The sequence below is a fragment of the Agathobaculum sp. Marseille-P7918 genome (genome assembly GCF_964248325.1).
GTDB lineage: Bacteria > Bacillota > Clostridia > Oscillospirales > Butyricicoccaceae > Agathobaculum.
The window spans coordinates 58,489-76,010 of sequence record NZ_CAXTXI010000006.1; the positions used below are offsets into that span (position 1 = coordinate 58,489).

The window sequence follows — 17,522 nt, forward strand, 5'->3', positions numbered from 1 at the left end:
GGTGAAATATGAAACCGGAGGCCCTTGAAAAATCGCAGTTCCTGAGAGAAACTGCCAAAGACCTTCTCGAAGATGGACAGCCTCATTCCTACGGTGAGATTGTGCAATTCATACGGAAACGGGCAGAGGGCACAAACTGGGAGGGACAAATTGAGGTCAACAATGTCTGGCATGTACTCGATGATTTGGTTAAGTCCGCGGATAGTTCGTATGGGAAAGCTCGACGAGGCGTATATCAGAAAAATGCTCCAATAGCATTGCCTCTTCCAACGCAGCCGCCAGCCTTTTCGCTGTATGACATACTTGATCAGGCGGTCGATCTTCTTGAAAAAATGGAGCAATACCACACTGCTGCACAATACAATCCTGATCCTGTATTAAACAGTAAGACGATTGACCCCATATACAAACGTACATTCCAGGAGTTCGATCACGCAGTAGATTGGTTGACCTACTGGATTGCCGAAATAGAAGATCAATACCAGAAGGAGGTGCCTATTCAAGAAAGTTCAAATGAAGTAAAAGAAGATATGTCGATGTCCATGTAATCCGTAAAGCAGGCCGTGGGATGCAGCTCCACAGCCTGTTAAAAGTCTACCAGGCAACTTGGACTGTTTTCTACGGCCTTTCCTTCCAAAAGAAAGGTGGTTTTTTTATGTCCAAATACAAAAAGTTCTTCTGTATGTTTCTGGTTCTCGTGCTGGCAGTTGGCCTGCTCAGCACCACTGCCTTCGCTGCCGGTACCGGCGATGTGGCTGGCGCCATCGAAGGTACCTGGAACGATGCGTCGGATCAGATCAAGACGGTTGTGAACAATGTTGTTTTCCCGGTTATTGACCTGATCCTCGCAGTCTTCTTCTTCGCCAAGCTGGGGATGGCTTACTTCGACTACCGCAAGCACGGCCAGTTTGAATGGACAGCACCTGCCATCCTCTTCGCCTGCCTACTGTTCACACTGACCGCCCCCACCTATGTGTGGACTATTTTGGGCATGTGATGATTGCCAAGGAGGAATAGCTGCATGAATTACTTCACACAAGAACTCCAGCGGATTTTGTGTAACTGCACAGCTGCCGAACAGGTGTCCTATGCGGGCCGGTCTGCCTATGTTCGTCTGGATCAGGATCTGCGCGCCAGGATCGAGTTTGCTTCCATGCACATCTCTGGCCATTACGACGCTATCCGAGCATCGATTCTGAATCGTGTGGACGGCAAAGTAGACATTGCTGTCTTTCATTTCTCGGACCTGCTGGGGTACAAAAAGACCAGCAATCCCAATTTCTCCAAGGGAATCATCCCGTATATCTGGGATGACTGCGGAAAGCCTGACTGGTATGTCTACCGGCCTACCAGCGCCGACTACAAGCTGATCGCTGAGAATCTGGATGAGTATTTCCAAGTGTTCCAGACCCAGCAGGCGGATATGCATCAGCAGATGTATTGAGTGCCATTGCAGTCCTTCCCAACTGACAACAGATAATCCTTCCACAGGGGCCGTGCTTTGTCGCGGCCCCTGTGCCGTTGTCTCGCTGAAGATGTCAATTCAAAGCACGGCTCCTTTCTTTTGAAAGGGGTGATTGATTCACATGTTTATATGGGACTTCCTTCTCGGCAGCGTCATGGACCAGATCATCGACTGGGCCTACGGCCAGGTGGTCGGCTTTTTCGGCGACTTCTTTGCCTCAATGGGCAACATGGGCGTAGAGCTTTTTGAAATGAGCTGGGTGCAATCCATTGTCCTCTTTTTTTCTTATCTGGCTTGGGCGCTCTACGGTGTCGGCCTTGTGGTTGCTGCATTTGAGGTCGGAATCGAGTACCAAACTGGACGAGCAAATGTAAAGGACGCCATGCTCAATGCCTTGAAAGGTTTTCTGGCTGTCGGATGTTTTACGACTGTGCCCATTGAGCTTTATAAGCTCTCGGTGGAGCTACAAGCCAGTCTGACAGCAGGAATCACAGGATACGGGAGCGGAATCGACTCACTGGCCTCCAGCATCATTGATTCACTCTCCGGTGTCGGTGTAGGCTCCGTTCCGTCTGCCGGCGTCTTTGGCGGACTCAGTTCCATTACCAATCCCATCATGACGCTGTTCATCATCATTATGATGGGATACGCCATCGTCAAGTGCTTTTTCTCCAACCTCAAGCGTGGCGGCATCTTGCTTATCCAGATTGCGGTTGGCTCTCTCTATATGTTCTCAGTACCTCGCGGCTATATGGACGGGTTTGTACAGTGGTGCAAGCAGATCGTCGGTCTGTGTCTCACCACTTTCTTGCAAGCAACAATCCTCACCGCAGGGTTGATGGTCCTGAAAGATCACGCACTTTTAGGCTTGGGACTCATGCTTTCTGCCGGTGAGGTGCCTCGAATCTGCGGCGCTTTTGGCCTGGACACCTCAACCCGCGCCAACATCATGTCTGCAGTCTATGCCGCACAAACCGCGGTCAATACCACCCGCACAGTAATTCAGACGGTGGGGGCGGCGGCAAAATGAGAGAGAGCAAGCTGATTTATATCGCCTCGCCTTATGCTGGCAACATCGAGGAAAATGTAACCTTTGCAAAGAGAGCCTGCCGCTATGCGATTCGTCAGGGAGGCATACCGGTCGCTGTTCATCTCTTATATCCGCAGATGCTGGATGATAGTAATCCCGCAGAACGCGAACTGGGTCTCCAGCTTGGAATGCAGTTCATGGAACGGTGCGACGAGCTGTGGGTGTGCGGTGACAGAATTAGCTCAGGCATGGCACAGGAGATCACAGAGGCCATCAAACTGAACATCCCCATTAAAAGCATTGGGACACATGAAATCCAGAAAGAACAACTGCCCGCTGAGATGGAGCAAATCGCTGCTTCAGGGCAGAGTCTGGCTATGGCCTGATGCCCACACTTGGGAGCCTCTTCGATGGGATCGGGGGCTTCCCGCTGGCAGCAATCCACAACGGCATCACTCCGGTGTGGGCAAGCGAGATCGAACCGTTTCCCATTGAAGTCACTCAATTGAGGTTCCCGGATATGCTCCATGTCGGGGACATCACAAAACTCAACGGTGCCGACCTACCACCGGTAGACATCATCACCGGCGGCTCACCCTGCCAGGATCTCAGCGTGGCGGGGGCCAGAGCTGGTCTTGCCGGGGCTCGATCCGGCCTGTTTATGGAGCAAGTCAGAATTGTAAAAGAAATGAGGGATGCAGATGAGCGACGCGGTAGAACAGCTCACGCTGTTCGACCTCGATACATGTGCTGGGAAAATGTCCCCGGAGCCTTCTCCTCCTCGGAGGGCGAAGACTTCCGGATTGTCCTGGAGGAGATTGTCCGAATTAAAGACAGCTCCTGTTCAGTGCCTGGACCTGACTCCGGGACATGGGAATCTGTTGGGGCAATCATTCTGGGAGATCAATTCAGCCTGGCTTGGAGAGTCCTGGATGCTCAATACTGGGGTGTCGCCCAGCGACGCAAGAGAATCTTCCTTGTCGCAGATTTTGCAGGACGATCCGCCCCCAAAATACTATTTGAGCAGAACAGCCTGCTTGGGAATCCTGCGCCGAGCGGAAGCTCGAGGAAAAGAGCTGCCACCTCAGCTCAAACAGGCTCTGATGATTCAGGCTGGGCTGATACCGTTGGATTCGACGGGTACAACGGAGATCTAACTGGAGATAAAGCCGCAACCCTGGGGGTAAACTGCGGAATGTCGACCGGACGAAACGGTGTGATCAGCGGTTGGACAGCCTTTGCCGCTAACCAGAGAGATGAGGTGCGCGACCTACACGATGTCGCTGCCGCACTTGGTGCGCAGCCGGGGATGAAGCAACAGACATTTGTTGCCGGAGTGATCGCCAAAGGCAACGGTGATTGTTTTCTCTCATCGGAACGCCATACATCTCTCAGCGGCGGCGGAGGACAGGCTGGACAGGGTTATCCATGTATCCTAACTGCCGGTTTCTCTGCTGGTGCCGGTGCCACAGCAGGCAGCATTGGCTATGGTGAGGAGATAGCACCCACTCTGAAAGGGGCCGCCAGCGGTAACTGTATGCCTTCTATCCTGTGCCTCAACGACCAAGGGGGACAGCGGATGGATCTGACTCATAATAAAACCTCAACCTTACGGGCACAGATGGGGAGTCATCAACCTATCATTTGTCTCAACGATCAAGGCGGCAGCGCAATGGCATATAGCGAAGATGTAAGCGGAACCCTCCGAGCACAGGAGCATGGACATCAGCCACTGGTTTTTGACAACCATGGCCAAGACACCCGTTTCCTGGGTCCAGTCAACGCCGCACAGACAGTATCCGCTACCTTTGGTATGGGTGGAAATAATCAACCGCTGGTCGTGGCTGAGCAGGCAGAGGAATCACCAACACTCTTCGAAAACCATGGGATAGATGCTCGCTACACCGGCCCCCACAAGGTTGCACCAACAATGTCCGCCCGCTACGGCACAGGCGGAAACAATGTTCCACTGGTGGCTCAGAGGGATGATACTTTCTGTATCACCGGCAACGCAATAGACCGTCAACCTATGAATGGTGGAAACGGAATTGGGTACCAGCAAGGAATCGCCTATACCCTTACCGCCACTGACCATCATGCTGTGTTCAGCCGACAGCGTGTGGATGTGTTTAAGGACGATGATGTGGCCAGCACACAAAGCGCACGTCAACACAAGGACGCAACTGATCTGGTTATGGATTTGGATGAATCAGAAAACAAAGTATCAGCCGAAACCAGTAATCTCGTCCGCCTGATCCGTCGCCTCACTCCATTAGAATGCGAGCGACTTCAGGGATTTCCGGATGGCTGGACCGAAATTAAGGGGGCCTCTGACTCCGCCCGATATAAGGCTTTGGGCAACTCCGTTGCTATTCCCTGTGTGGATTTTGTCTTACAGGGGATCGCTTGGGCAATCGCAGTACAGGCAACTTAAAATAATTTGAAAAGGAGATGTGGTCATGGAACCGATGAAAAACCTCTGCGGATTGATCCCTGAGTCACTCCACAAGAGATTAATGGAGGCGAAGTCCCCAGAAATGACTATTGGTGAATACCTCACCAAAGTCCTGACCGCCTACCTGGACCAGCCTGCCACCACAAAACAAGAACAAAGAACTCTGGCCGTTCAGATCTCGGAGGATATGTTCCAGCAACTGAAATCTTATCTGGATTATCATGCCCCCCTGTCCCAAAAAGCTCTTGTCCAGAACCTTCTGAATCAAGCTCTGGACCAGTGGGAGCAGGGCGAGGAACCGCTCCAGAATGCGACGCTCTTGGACAACAAAAAAGAGCGGACGCTGGCCATTGCCATGCCCGAAACTCTATTTCACCGTGTAGAACAGTATCTGGAGGCGCACAGCGGTATGTCCAAACGTGCCTTTGTTGCGGGCCTGGTAGCCCAAGAACTCCAAGCCTGGGAGATGGAGCAGGACCAGAACGAAGCGCAGGATCAGGACTTTGACCCCGAACAGGACGAGCAGGGGTTCGGGATGAGCATGACAATGTGAGGTGAAATATGTACATCTACCCCGACAATTTGAAATCCAAAGCCACACTCTGGCTGTGGACACTGCGGGATCTCGCCATCATCGGCATCGGCAGTTTAATCTCTGTCTTTGCGCTCTCGCAGCTCGGATTTTTTGTCCCCATCGTGCTGACTGCTGCATACGCATTCCTTTCCATCCGTATGGACGATACCAGCATTCTGGACTTCCTGCGGTATGCGATCCGCTACTTTCTCATCCAGCAGCAGAGCTATTTTTGGGGCATTACCAAGACAATACAGGATCAGAGGTGATTAGAATATGAACAGAAAAAAAGAGAAAACGGCGGCTCAGAAGAAAGAAACCACCCGCCAGCTGATTGGAATCAACGACATCAGCGACTACGGCCTCAAGACTTCCCGTGGCCTGCTGGCTTTCTTTTCGGTGAAGCCGACAAACCTTTCTGTGCAGCCACCGGAGGCAGTGGGCGGCCGGATTTATGCCCTGATGACCGTTCTCAAGGGTCAGACGGAGATCGAGATGCTGGCTCTCAACTCCAAAGAGTCTTTCGAGGACAACAAGCGATACTACCGGGAGCGAGCTGCCGTGGAAGATCTGCCTGTTATCAGCCGACTGCTGGAGGCGGATGCCCGTTCTCTGGATCGTCTGCAGGTTCAGATGGCGACTGCCCGTGAATTTTTCGTCCTGATCCGCTTCCGCGATGAACAGGATGCCGACTTCCGCACCCAGCTCTCGCGAGTGCAGAAAAGCCTGGAAGATCAGGGCTTCAAGGTGCGCCTCGCCAGCAAAGAGGACGCCAAGCGCATGCTGGGCGTGTACTTCGAGCAGAATGCCACCACCGAGAAATACGAAGATTTTGATGGGGAGCGTTGGATCGTGTTGAACGACTGACGATCTTATAAAAAACATCAATTGGCCGTGGGAGTGAACTCCTGAGCGGCCAGTTGGCAGCACAGAATGCCTCCTGCGGCTACAGATAGGAGGTATCCAATGAATAAATCCAGAAAGAAAAAAGGCCCCGCACCCTCAACGGACTTGGGCAGTATCAAAGACTTCCTCGATATGATCGCCCCCTCCGTCATTGATTTTAAGGTCGATCACTTCCTTTGCGGCAACACCTACCGCTGCGTCTGGGCTCTCCGGGAATATCCAACCTCGACCGATGAGCAGGCTATCCTCCGCCACCTGGGTGAGATGGACGGCGTGACCATTCGGATCTATACCCGACAGGTTACCGCCAGTGAGGAGAAACGAATCATCCACAACGCAGCCAACAAGAACCGCATGTCCCGCTCCAGCACGGAGGATCTCCAGCAGACGGTTACCGCCGAGGCCAACCTGCAGGATGTGGTCAATCTGGTCTCGACTATGCACAGAAACCGTGAGCCGCTCCTCCACTGTGCCGTCTTTCTTGAACTGACCGCATCCAGCTATGACGCACTAAAACTTCTGCAGACCGATGTGCTGACGGAGTTGGTACGGAGCAAGCTCAATGTGGACCGTTTGCTTCTCCGTCAGCGGGAGGGATTTGTTTCTGTCATGCCGTCTGGCTGGAATCACTTCGGTGAGCAGTTTGAGCGAGTCCTTCCGGCCAGCTCGGTAGCCAACCTGTACCCGTTCAACTACAGCGGCAAGACCGACCCTCATGGCTTTTACATCGGCAAGGACAAGTACGGCGCCAACATTTTAGTGGACTTTGATAAGCGGGATGATGACAAGACCTCCGCCAGCATCCTGATCCTGGGCAACTCTGGCCAGGGCAAGAGCTACCTGCTCAAACTCCTCTTGCTCAACTTCCTTGAGGCAGGTAAATCGGTAATCTCCCTCGATGTGGAGCATGAACAGAAAGATATGTGCGAGAGGGTGGGCGGCTGCTTCATTGATCTGATGGGCGGTATGTACCGCATCAATCCGTTGGAACCCAAGTGCTGGGACGAGGGAGGCGATCCGGAGGACACCGACGCCCCCGAGGCGTTCCGCAAATCCACACGACTGAGCCAGCATGTCTCCTTTCTCAAGGACTTCTTCCGGGCCTACAAAGATTTCAGCGACCGTCATATCGATACCATTGAGATCATGGTTGGCCGTCTGTATGAGAAATGGGGCATCAGCGATGCTACTGACTTCAGCCGTCTGAATCCGCAGGACTATCCCATCCTCTCCGATCTTTATGACCTCATTGAACAAGAGTACCAGGGGTATGATGCGGATGCTCACCATCTGTATACGGCAGAGCTTCTGCAGGAAATTCTCCTCGGCCTCCACTCCATGTGTAAGGGGGCCGAGGCCAAATTCTTCAACGGCCATACCAATGTGACCTCTTCTCGTTTCATTGTATTTGGCGTTAAAGGGCTTCTGCAGGCCAACCGCAGCGTCCGGGGCGCTATGCTCTTCAACATTCTGTCCTTTATGTCTGACCGGATCCTTACTCTGGGCAACACCACTGCCGTGCTGGATGAGCTCTATGTGTGGCTCTCCGATAACATCACGGTGGGGACCACCATCATCGAGTACATCCGCAACATCCTGAAACGGGTTAGAAAGAAAGAGTCCAACCTCATCATGGCCTCGCAGAATCTGGAGGACTTTGACCGGGATGGCATCCGAGAGCTGACCAAGCCTCTGTTCGCGATCCCTCCGCATCAGTTCATCTTCAACTGTGGCTCTATCGACAAGCGATTTTATATGGACTTGCTCCAGCTGGAGGAAGCGGAATACAATCTCATCCGCTTCCCACAACGTGGCGTGTGCTTGTTCAAGTGCGGCAACGAGCGGTATCTGTTGGAGGTACATGCGCCTGCCTACAAGGAAGCCTTGTACGGTTCCGCCGGCGGACGATAAGGAGGTGGCGGCATGAGTGCAGCGACCGTTGCCGCCATTGCAAAGGCGGCTGTTGCTGTCTTGGCAGACGACAGAACACGGAAAGCCCTGGGGTGGGTGATCGTTGCGATTCTCTCTCCGCTGATCATTCTCATCGTTTTGATCTGCGCATTCCTCTCCAGCTTCTCCAACCACAATATAACCGCCGTGGAACTTTGCTTCCACGGCGGTGTGATTTCTGCCAATGTGCCCGAGGAATATCGGGCTCACATCGAGGATATGCGGAGCAGCTTTGACCGGATTGACGATGCAGTAGCTGAGATCAATGCAATGTGTGAGGATGGACAGAGCCTGGATGATACTCGGCTCAAAGCTATCTTTTATTCTCTGTACTTCGCCGTTGACCAGCCATCTGCTACAGACATTGCTGCCTACGCAGACTGCTTCGTCGACTATGAGGAGAGAACTCGGACGGTCACTTCTGTCGATGGGGAAGGCAAGGAAGTGGAGGTTGAGGAAACCTATACCGTGGCTATTCCAGTCACCGATATGAACGAAGTCTACGCTCGGATCGAGGCGGCTATGGGGATCACAGTCACCCCGGAGAATCAAAGTAACGCTGACAGCATCTACAACATCGCTCTGTATGGCACTTCCACTGGAACCGCCGATTGGTTTCCAGGAGCAGATGTGCCGTTTATCAGTGTAGATGGATTCTGCTCACCGGTGGGTGCAAACTGGGAAAGCATTGTGACCTCAGAGTTCGGTTACCGCAGAGATCCCTTCACCGGAGAAACAAGAGGACACAGCGGCATGGATCTGGCCGTTCCAACCGGCACTCCTATCCGGGCAGCTCTGCCGGGAACAGTCACCGTATCACAATACAACGCAGGTGGGTATGGGTACTATGTGATGATCGATCATGGCAATGGTCTGTCAACGCTCTATGGCCACAACTCCAGACTGCTTGCTCAGGTTGGCCAGACCGTCGAGGCTGGGGATGTCATTGCTCTCTCCGGTTCCACCGGCCGATCCACCGGCCCTCACTTGCATTTTGAGGTTCGTGTGAATGGTGAGCAAACCGACCCACGTGCTTATCTGCCCACAGCAGGAGGATAAAATCATGAGATTAAAAATACAACTGCCGGCGATTGCCGGACAACTTCGCGTCGCTGATTGCGAGGCCGAGGGAATCGTCACATTGCCGGAGCAGGACTTCGAATCTTTTCTGCATTCGCCCTGGAAAAGTCCTCGGTGGACAGCGGAACATTCTCTGCTCAACGAGGACGGACACCGGCTCTACAGCGGCATCCTGATCCTTCGGGACGGCGGGATGGACGGAGTCTTCGCCTATAACCAGGGCAACCGCTTTGCCTATCTGCCCGGCGCACGGGCTGTTGTAGATTCGATTTTGCAACAGGCTGCGGACGAAATTATCCGGGAGGGCACCGAAAACACCAATGAAGGAAACTGGTGCTATTATTTCACAGAGCTTTTCGAGAAGATGCGGCTTGTCGTGGAGCCGGGCAACGGGACGGACGAAATGCTGCTGTCCCAGCTGGAACAGCGCCCGGAGAGCGCCGATGTGGTCATGACCGATGAGTGCTTCGATGTGTGTTTCTACCTGGGTTACTGCCGCAACTTTGCCGATGAGGGCGCTCCGTCCCCGTTGGCTGACCCGGAGAAAGCGGAGAAAATCGCAAAAAAACTGACCGAGTATCTCGCCCTGCATGATGGTAGCACGGAGCTGTATCAAGTTCTGCACAATGATCTTGGGTTGAGCCACCCGGAAATCGAGGCCATGGGATTCGACCTCCGGCATCGTTATGAGCCGGATCAGGCACAGCCCTCCGGCCCCGTGATGCAATGAGAATGGAGGATGGACATGGATAACCTTGATTCCAAGCAACTCGCTTTGCTTTCTCAATTGGAGGAATTCAGAAAAAGACATGAGAGTAAAAGCGAACCTTCTGATTGGGCCATCCGTATGTGTCAGGCGATTGTAGCTCACAGTATGGGGTTCACTGATCGGAACCAGTGGACGGACCAACTGAAAAAGCAGAGCGAAACCCTGTTCAGTTTTCAGTGGACAGCAGGCAGTGTCAGCGACCATGTCATCCGATGGTGCAAAGAAACCGGCCACGATTGGCAGTACAGCCATCTGGGTGAACTGCAGGTGTCCAGCGGCGGCGAGTGGCGACGCATCGACTATGAGTGCGATTCAAACTCGCAGACCAGAGTGTTTCTCACTCCAAAGCCTCTGCCTGAAAATGAGCTGAAAGCACTCGCTGAGGAACCTGCCATCCGACTGAGAGATCTGGTGGATCTCGGTCTGCCAGATCATGATGTGTATCTGGTTCACTCATCCGCCGATGTCGGATGGGTTCCTGCGGCAGACCTGTCCCAGCTGAGCGACCGTGGGAAGGCACAGTTCGCCGAAGTCCTGGATGCCAAGGTCGCCGCTGTTCGCCCCGGCCCCTACGGAACAGAGTTGGTTCTTGACGGAGTCGATCCACAGCTGCTGACGCAGTATGACGAAGCAATTGCGGATTGTGCCAGAGCAGAGTCTGCAATGAAATTTTTTATGTAATGGAGGTTGACGATGAAAAAAACAAGCATCAGCATCGATATGGAAGCGGAAAAGCTGCGGGCACTCCGATTCTATACCGAGAAGAAAGAAACGACTTTGGAAACGGAGCTGGAGGACTTTCTCGCCAAGCTCTATGAGAAGTATGTCCCGTCTCAGACCCGTGAGTACATCGAGAACATGGAGGAACCTGCTGAACCCACTCGCTCCCGGACCAAGCGCCAGCCACGCACTCCGACCGATACGCCCGCTCTGGTGAGTGAGGAGGAGATGTGAATGGACTCGGTCTCTATCGAACTCTGGCTGGACAAGAGACAACTTGCCGCACTGGAGCAGGCTCTGGCTGAAGATGGGACCACCGTTGAACGAGCCATGCAGGATCGCCTCAACGAGCTCTACGACCAGCGTGTTCCACTTGAGCAGCGAGAGAAGATCCGGCAGGCGCTGGATGCTGAGCAGCTTGAGAGCCAGCGAAGTGCCGAAGCCAACACCCGGTACGCCGGGTTCCACATCACAGAGAATGGGCGGGAACACTATCTCGCCACCAAAAGCGGCCAGGAATTTTTGGATATGGCGATCCTCATGCGGCGCTATGTGCGCGGCACATTCGGCAACAAGGAAAAAGGATTCGCCCAGTGCATCTATGGTGCAGAGGAAATTTCACCTCAGCAGTTTGAGCAGCTGGCCGCATGGAGGCTGGAGAATCTCGGTAAAGTCACCGGCCTGGTGGAGATCAACTTCGACAAGAGCCTGTTCTCTGCCCTTAATATCATGGATGGCTGGCAGTGCTTCCGGCTCAAAGATGTCTCCTCTGCCGCCTACTTTGCGGACAAGAGTGGCCATGTTAACAAGGATGTGCGGTGGAATATTTTCCTCTCTCGGCTGGATGGCAAGCAGCTCACCAGCCACACGCAAGCCCCGGTTGAGCTCCACGGCTCACGCAGATTGCATCCAGAGGAGATTGTTTTTTCCGACGAGATCTCTGAAATCGATGGGCGCTTGAACTTCTACCTGGACTGCTCCTTCAATCCCGACGAGGTCTTCGGTACCCATGTGGATACGACGGACAACGGCAACTGGCTCAACATCTACGCCGAGTACGATCTGGAAACCGGTCAGGTCTGCGATACCCTCAGCGTCATTCTCTGCCGCGAGGACGGCAGTGACCACGAGATGGTGTACCAGCTCGATGCCGGCGAAAAGGGTGCTGTCCTGGAAAAGATGGAGCAATACTGTCGAGCCAAACACGGTCAGGCTCTGGAGGAGTTTGCGGCCGAGATCGAAGCGGATATCACAGCGATGGAAACGCCACAGATGTGATTGGGCCGGAACCGCCCTGTTGGCCCGCTGTGCGCCTCTGTGGGCCGTTTTCCCGGTGGGGTGGCATCCGTATCCCTCTGACGCCCCGGAACGCCGTGTGCGGGCTTTGTGCCGGAGCGTTGCAGGGGATAGAAATCGCCTCTGGAATGTATGTCGGGTTCCACACCATAGCAGGGGAGTGAACCGAGGGGTTGAAAACGGTGCAGCCGGCTAAGGATTTGTCAAGAATAAAAATACAGAACAAGTGAATGTTTGCAGTGAAAAAAGGGCGCAGAAAGCGAAGCCCAGTATAGGGGCTGTTTCAATATGGATTTTGAAGTCTCGCTATACTGTGACAGAAAGGATAGGCTGGTAAATCTTGCTGTCTCTCATAATGGCAAAAATAACGGCAGTCATCTTTTTGGTCACATGCCCGATGATGGTCATATAACGCAGTCCTTCTAAGGCTTTTTTCTCATAATAAGCTTTGAACATAGGATCGTGCTGAACGGCAATCGTACTGGCCATCCAAATAGCTCTGCGCAGATAAGGAGAGCCTCGTTTTGACATGTGAATAGAACAGGAGACTGTTTTCCCGGACTGTTTTACAGAGGGATTTAATCCTGCATAGGCGGCCAGTTTGTCAGCGGATGCAAAGCAGGAAATATCCCTGATTTCGCTGAGGATCACTGCACCCAACACAGGGCCAATGCCAGTGATGGTAGTAAGTGTGGAGTCAAACTGGGAAAAGAGTTCTGCTATTGTTTTTTCCAGTACACTCACTTTTGTCAAAAAAGACTCAAGTTGTTCCAGGTACAGCAAAATTAGTGTGGAGTAGACGCCAGTGTAATCTGGAATACCAAAGCTGTTTTTCGAAATCTCTTTGAGCTGCTGCGCTTTCCATTCACCAAAACGGCCATTACTGGCAGAGCGAAGAAGTTCTGTCAATTTACCAATCTGTGCCCTGGCAAGACGTTCGGGGACAGGATATTGTTTTAGAACAGCAAGAGCTGATTTACAGAAAACAGAATCAAACTGAGTCTCAAACTCAGGAAATATCTGATCCAACAAAGAGATGATTTTGCGTTTGAGATCGCTGGCCATGTCAATCAGATAGAAACGATTTCGGCATAATTCTCGTAAAGCAAGGAGTTTTTCCTGAGGGACACTGCTGGGTTTATAGCGTCCAAAACGGATGGTTTCCGCAATGACCAGAGTGTCGATGGAATCGGTTTTTGCATCACGCATTAAAATATCCCGCATGGCAGAAGTCTGGATGGGGTTAAGCACAACAGTGTTCCAACCGTCTTTGCGAAGACGGGTATAGAGAGCCAGCCAGTAATGAGAAGTGGCTTCCATGGCAAAGATGAATTCATGTTTTTGATTGGTCACTTTCCCCACGCGTTCCAATAAGGTGTTATAGCCTGAATAGTTATTGCGAATAGAGAATGGTCTGCATACAGTTTTTCCTTCTGCATCGATGATACGAACCATATGGCTGCACTTGGCAATATCAATTCCGACAATAAACATGAAAACACCATCCCCTTTAAAAGTTACAAGCAGTTCCTCTGCTCTTATGAGTCATAGCCTGCTTCAAAATGAGCGGAGAGCTTTTACTCCCGCATCCGGCTCAACAATGAACGCTCATAAGATAGAGGTCCCATGCTGCACAAGCGGACATAAACCGCAAGGATAAAAGAAGGGAACCTCTGCCTGTAAAAACAGTATATCATCACCCGTTGTGGTGAGGATATCAAAGCGTATAATTTGCGGATATTATTCCGCTGAACCTACCGGTTGAAATTATAGCAGGATAAAGCGCGGGGGCCACAGAGCGCCCCCCGCACGGCTCACACCGCCCCGCAATGCGGGTCGGGGAACGATTTTGCGGGGGTCAAATTTTGGGTGCTGGGGTCATGCCGGGGCTTACACTGTGAAAAAAAGCCCGTGTCCCAACGGGTTCAAAGGTTTCATAACGGGGACATCCCCATATTTTCAGCCCGTCTGCGGAAAGCAGGCGGGCTATTTTTGAGGAGGATTCAAATGGCAAGAGAAAAAATCAAGTTCGGGCTGCGGATAAGCCCTGAAACGCAAAAGCTCGTGCGGGATCTCTATCCCCGTGACAACTGTCAGAGCCAGAACGAGTTCATCGAAAAGGCCATCCAGTTTTATGCCGGATATGTTTCCGGACAGGAGGCTATCAATTATCTGCCGCCTGCTCTGGTGTCTGCTATCCGTGGAACGATCCAGAGCAGCGAAAACCGGATTGCAAGATTGCTTTTCAAGTTGGCGGTGGAGACGAGCATGATGATGAATGTGCTGGCATTCGCTACAGACATCAACACGGAGCAGCTGGATGCACTCCGCGCACGCTGCATTAAGGATATCAAAAAAACCAACGGGATGATCTCCTTCAAGGACGCGGTGGAATTCCAGAAAGAGAAACCACAGTGATAAAAGGCGGTGACGCTCTGTGCCAAAAGTTATCTTCAAGTGTCCGCATATCAAGGGTGGCACAGAGCGTGCCGCCTCCCATCTGCAAAACTATGTGGAGTACATGTCAACACGCAAAGGCGTGGATAAGATCGATCCAAGTGAATCCGTGCTTCCAGCTACCAAGGGGCAGCGTCAAATGGTTGCGCAGATCTTGCGTGACTTTCCACTCAGCCGCGGTATGTTCGAGTACGAAGACTACCATGCGTCACCTACACGGGGGAATGCGTCCGAATTCATTACTCGTGCGCTGGAAGAAAACTATGACCGAATCGGAAAGCGTGAGAACTATCTCAAGTACATCGCTATGCGTCCTAACGCGCAGCGTATGGGTCCACACGGATTATTCACCGGCTCCGATGATCACCTCGTACTCTCACAAGTTGCGGACGCGGTAGCACACCATCCGGGAGTTGTGTGGCTGCCTATCATCTCTCTGCGTCGTGAAGATGCCGCTCGTCTCGGTTACGACAATGCGGAACGCTGGAAGGCTCTGCTTTCTGGTTATGCCACAGAAATAGCGAAAGCAATGAAGATCCCCTGGGCCAACTTCCGCTGGTATGCGGCCTTTCATAATGAGTCTCATCATCCTCATATCCACATGGTCTGCTACAGCACCGATCCCTCCAAAGGGTTCCTGACCAAGCAAGGCATTGCGGACATCAAAGCTGGTTTGGCAAAGGAGATTTTTCATCAGGAGCTGACAGAACTCTATCAAAAGCAGACGCAACGCCGAGATGAATTGAATGTTGATACCCAGACCATTCTATGTGAGCTTATTGAGCAAATGTCATCCGGAACAATCCAGAACAAGCGCATTGAGGAGCTCATGAGCTACTTGGCTGACCGCCTGCGGTTTTTGTCCGGTAAGAAACAGTACGGATACCTCAAGGCACCTCTCAAAGCGGTTGTGGATGAGATCGTGGATGAACTCGCAAAGGATTCTCGTGTCGCATCCGCTTATGATCTGTGGTACGAGCTACGAGAAGAAGTCCTTCACACCTATAAGGATGATTTGCCAGAGCGGTTACCACTCTCTCAGCAGCCTGAATTTAAGAAAATAAAAAATATCGTTATTGCGGAAGCAGCAAAATTAAGTGAGCGACAGCAAATATTTGCTCCCGACGATCAACAGGAAGTTAATCTTCCATCCACACAGGAGGATCTGCCTTCCTCCGACCAGCTTTCATTGTTGTTAAATGTTGAAACCGACGCTCCTCCAGAACCATTCCATAAGGAATCATCTGATGCAGGTGTGTACATGGATTGGAACGAAAGATATCGCAAGGCCCGACGCTGTCTGTTTGGAAGTAAAGATCAACCCCAGGATTTCAAACTTGCCTTTGCATTATTCGAAAAAGAAGCTCAAAAAGGTAATGCATTGGCCATGTATGATTTAGGCCGTATGCTCACGGATGGTCTGGGTCATGAAATAGATATGCAAGCTGCTCATGAGTGGTACGCTAAGGCTCTAACTGCATTCCACGCTGTGGAAGAACAGAAGAAAAACCGGTATGCAGAATACCGTATTGGCAAGCTCTATGCCGCAGGACTCGGCTGTGAGCAAAACTATTACAAAGCGGCCCATTGGTTCCAGCTCTCTGCAAAAGAAGAATACAAATACGCACAATATTCCCTGGCTGGACTTATTCGCCGTGGATATGGTGTGGAGCAAAATGACCGATTGGCATTGGAGCTGTATACCCGTGCTGCACAGCAGGATTTTCCCTATGCTGCATATGAATTAGGGCGAATGTACCGGGACGGTGTTGGCTGCTCAAAAAGCGATGCGGAATCTAATGTTTGGTATCGGAAAGCCTTTGACGGTTTTCTTGGCTTGGAGGCGCAGAGTCACGATGATAAGCTACAATACCGCATTGGCTGGATGATGCTCCACGGTGTAGGAACCAAAAAAGATGAGTCATCTGCAAAAGAATGGTTTGAAAAAGCTGCAAAGCTTGGTAATCCTTATGCACAGTATCAGATGGCTCAGATAATCCTAAATGATTCATCTTCTCCGCATACACAGATATCTCAAGCGATCATGTGGCTGTCAAAAGCAGCTGCCGCAGGCCAAGATTGTGCCCAATATGCACTTGGTAAAATCTATCTGAACGGTCATGGAATAGGAAAAGATATTCAAAAAGCGGTGGAACTGTTTACTCTTGCAGCGGAGCAAAAAAACAGTTTTGCCGCTTATGCTTTAGGCAAACTATTTCTTTCTGGTAACCCAACTTTACCAAAGGAGCCAGCCACTGCACTAAAATGGCTTACGATTTCTGCTGAACTTGGAAATCAGTTCGCCCAGTATCAACTTGGTAAGCTTCTTCTCCAAGGGGAGGAAGTCCCAAAGAATGTGGAATCTGCCGTCCGCTGGCTCACCACTGCCGCAGAGCAAGGAAATCAATATGCACAATACGCGCTCGGAAAGCTATACCTGTTGGGCAAGGTAGTTCCTCCAGATCGTGAAGCCGCAACTAAATGGTTTCGACTGGCTTCGGATCAAGGGAACGAATATGCCCATTACTTCCTGGAACACATGGATGATCGTTTGGGACCACCGCCGGCAGTTGCAGTCATATCATTGTTTCACCACTTGGCCAATATTTTCCGTGATGAGAACCAACGACTTCCCTCTGGCGGTTTCCGTGCAGTAGTAGATCGAAAGCTGATGAGAAAGATCAAGGCGAAGAAAATTGCTCAGGGTCATAAAGAAGATGACCATGAGCCAACGATGACTCTATGATAGGAGGTTTTTTCTTGAAAAAGCGTAAGGGTACCAAGTCTTCTGCTTATACACTGATACAAATCAAGCCCCGT

General features: G+C 51.7%; 18 protein-coding genes. 17 read left to right on the forward strand and 1 reads right to left on the reverse strand.

The genetic code is table 11. The features are described from left to right. Window positions 1–8 precede the first annotated feature (8 nt). The 15 genes from ACESSO_RS09750 to ACESSO_RS09820 all read left to right on the forward strand — a co-directional run bounded on the left by ACESSO_RS09750 (window position 9) and on the right by ACESSO_RS09820 (window position 12,227). Window positions 9–548, forward strand: coding sequence for a hypothetical protein (locus tag ACESSO_RS09750; RefSeq protein ID WP_373164928.1), 540 nt, complete (start codon window positions 9–11; stop codon window positions 546–548). 107 nt (window positions 549–655) lie between these two features. Beyond that, window positions 656–997 carry a DUF3852 domain-containing protein gene (locus ACESSO_RS09755; protein ID WP_373165099.1) on the forward strand — a complete coding sequence of 114 codons (342 nt, stop codon included), beginning with the start codon at window positions 656–658 and terminating at the stop codon, window positions 995–997. Between the two features lie 24 nt (window positions 998–1,021). Beyond that, on the forward strand, window positions 1,022–1,444 hold the full coding sequence (locus tag ACESSO_RS09760; protein ID WP_373164930.1) for a hypothetical protein: 423 nt from the start codon (window positions 1,022–1,024) through the stop codon (window positions 1,442–1,444). Window positions 1,445–1,586: 142 nt separating this feature from the next. Then, window positions 1,587–2,495 (forward strand): conjugal transfer protein TrbL family protein, encoded by a 909-nt coding sequence (locus ACESSO_RS09765; protein ID WP_373164932.1) that lies wholly within the window; start codon window positions 1,587–1,589, stop codon window positions 2,493–2,495. Beyond that, a complete protein-coding gene (locus ACESSO_RS09770) occupies window positions 2,492–2,881 on the forward strand; it encodes a DUF4406 domain-containing protein (protein ID WP_373164934.1) in 390 nt (129 codons plus the stop codon). The genes ACESSO_RS09765 and ACESSO_RS09770 overlap by 4 nt, the downstream gene beginning before the upstream one ends. Continuing rightward, a complete protein-coding gene (locus tag ACESSO_RS09775) occupies window positions 2,881–4,929 on the forward strand; it encodes a DNA cytosine methyltransferase (protein ID WP_373164936.1) in 2,049 nt (682 codons plus the stop codon). The genes ACESSO_RS09770 and ACESSO_RS09775 overlap by 1 nt, the downstream gene beginning before the upstream one ends. Before the next feature lie 25 nt (window positions 4,930–4,954). Next, the gene (locus tag ACESSO_RS09780) at window positions 4,955–5,503 is read left to right on the forward strand and encodes a hypothetical protein (RefSeq protein WP_373164938.1); all 549 of its coding nucleotides are present in this window, start codon (window positions 4,955–4,957) and stop codon (window positions 5,501–5,503) included. Window positions 5,504–5,511: 8 nt separating this feature from the next. After that, a complete protein-coding gene (locus tag ACESSO_RS09785) occupies window positions 5,512–5,793 on the forward strand; it encodes a hypothetical protein (RefSeq protein ID WP_373164940.1) in 282 nt (93 codons plus the stop codon). Between the two features lie 7 nt (window positions 5,794–5,800). After that, window positions 5,801–6,391, forward strand: coding sequence for a hypothetical protein (locus ACESSO_RS09790; RefSeq protein WP_373164942.1), 591 nt, complete (start codon window positions 5,801–5,803; stop codon window positions 6,389–6,391). Window positions 6,392–6,490: 99 nt separating this feature from the next. Beyond that, complete coding sequence (locus ACESSO_RS09795) at window positions 6,491–8,341, forward strand: VirB4 family type IV secretion system protein (protein ID WP_373164944.1); 1,851 nt, start codon at window positions 6,491–6,493, stop codon at window positions 8,339–8,341. A gap of 12 nt (window positions 8,342–8,353) precedes the next feature. After that, entirely contained in the window at window positions 8,354–9,439 is a 1,086-nt protein-coding gene (locus ACESSO_RS09800) for a M23 family metallopeptidase (protein WP_373164946.1), read from the forward strand. A 4-nt stretch (window positions 9,440–9,443) separates the two neighbouring features. Next, window positions 9,444–10,190, forward strand: coding sequence for a hypothetical protein (locus ACESSO_RS09805; protein ID WP_373164948.1), 747 nt, complete (start codon window positions 9,444–9,446; stop codon window positions 10,188–10,190). Between the two features lie 15 nt (window positions 10,191–10,205). Continuing rightward, window positions 10,206–10,910 carry a hypothetical protein gene (locus tag ACESSO_RS09810; protein WP_373164950.1) on the forward strand — a complete coding sequence of 235 codons (705 nt, stop codon included), beginning with the start codon at window positions 10,206–10,208 and terminating at the stop codon, window positions 10,908–10,910. Window positions 10,911–10,922: 12 nt separating this feature from the next. Next, on the forward strand, window positions 10,923–11,183 hold the full coding sequence (locus ACESSO_RS09815) for a DUF6103 family protein (protein ID WP_373164952.1): 261 nt from the start codon (window positions 10,923–10,925) through the stop codon (window positions 11,181–11,183). Further along, window positions 11,184–12,227, forward strand: a complete 1,044-nt coding sequence (locus ACESSO_RS09820) for a hypothetical protein (RefSeq protein ID WP_373164954.1) — start codon at window positions 11,184–11,186, stop codon at window positions 12,225–12,227. Between the two features lie 324 nt (window positions 12,228–12,551). Here ACESSO_RS09820 and ACESSO_RS09825 read toward each other — a convergent pair whose 3' ends face one another. Beyond that, the gene (locus ACESSO_RS09825) at window positions 12,552–13,739 is read right to left on the reverse strand and encodes an IS110 family transposase (RefSeq protein ID WP_373164956.1); all 1,188 of its coding nucleotides are present in this window, start codon (window positions 13,737–13,739) and stop codon (window positions 12,552–12,554) included. Between the two features lie 513 nt (window positions 13,740–14,252). Between ACESSO_RS09825 and ACESSO_RS09830 the strand changes: the two genes are divergently transcribed. Both ACESSO_RS09830 and mobP3 read left to right on the forward strand, forming a co-directional pair. Then, complete coding sequence (locus ACESSO_RS09830) at window positions 14,253–14,663, forward strand: hypothetical protein (protein WP_373164958.1); 411 nt, start codon at window positions 14,253–14,255, stop codon at window positions 14,661–14,663. A 19-nt stretch (window positions 14,664–14,682) separates the two neighbouring features. Further along, on the forward strand, window positions 14,683–17,448 hold the full coding sequence (gene mobP3 / locus ACESSO_RS09835; RefSeq protein ID WP_373164960.1) for a MobP3 family relaxase: 2,766 nt from the start codon (window positions 14,683–14,685) through the stop codon (window positions 17,446–17,448). Window positions 17,449–17,522: the final 74 nt, after the last annotated feature.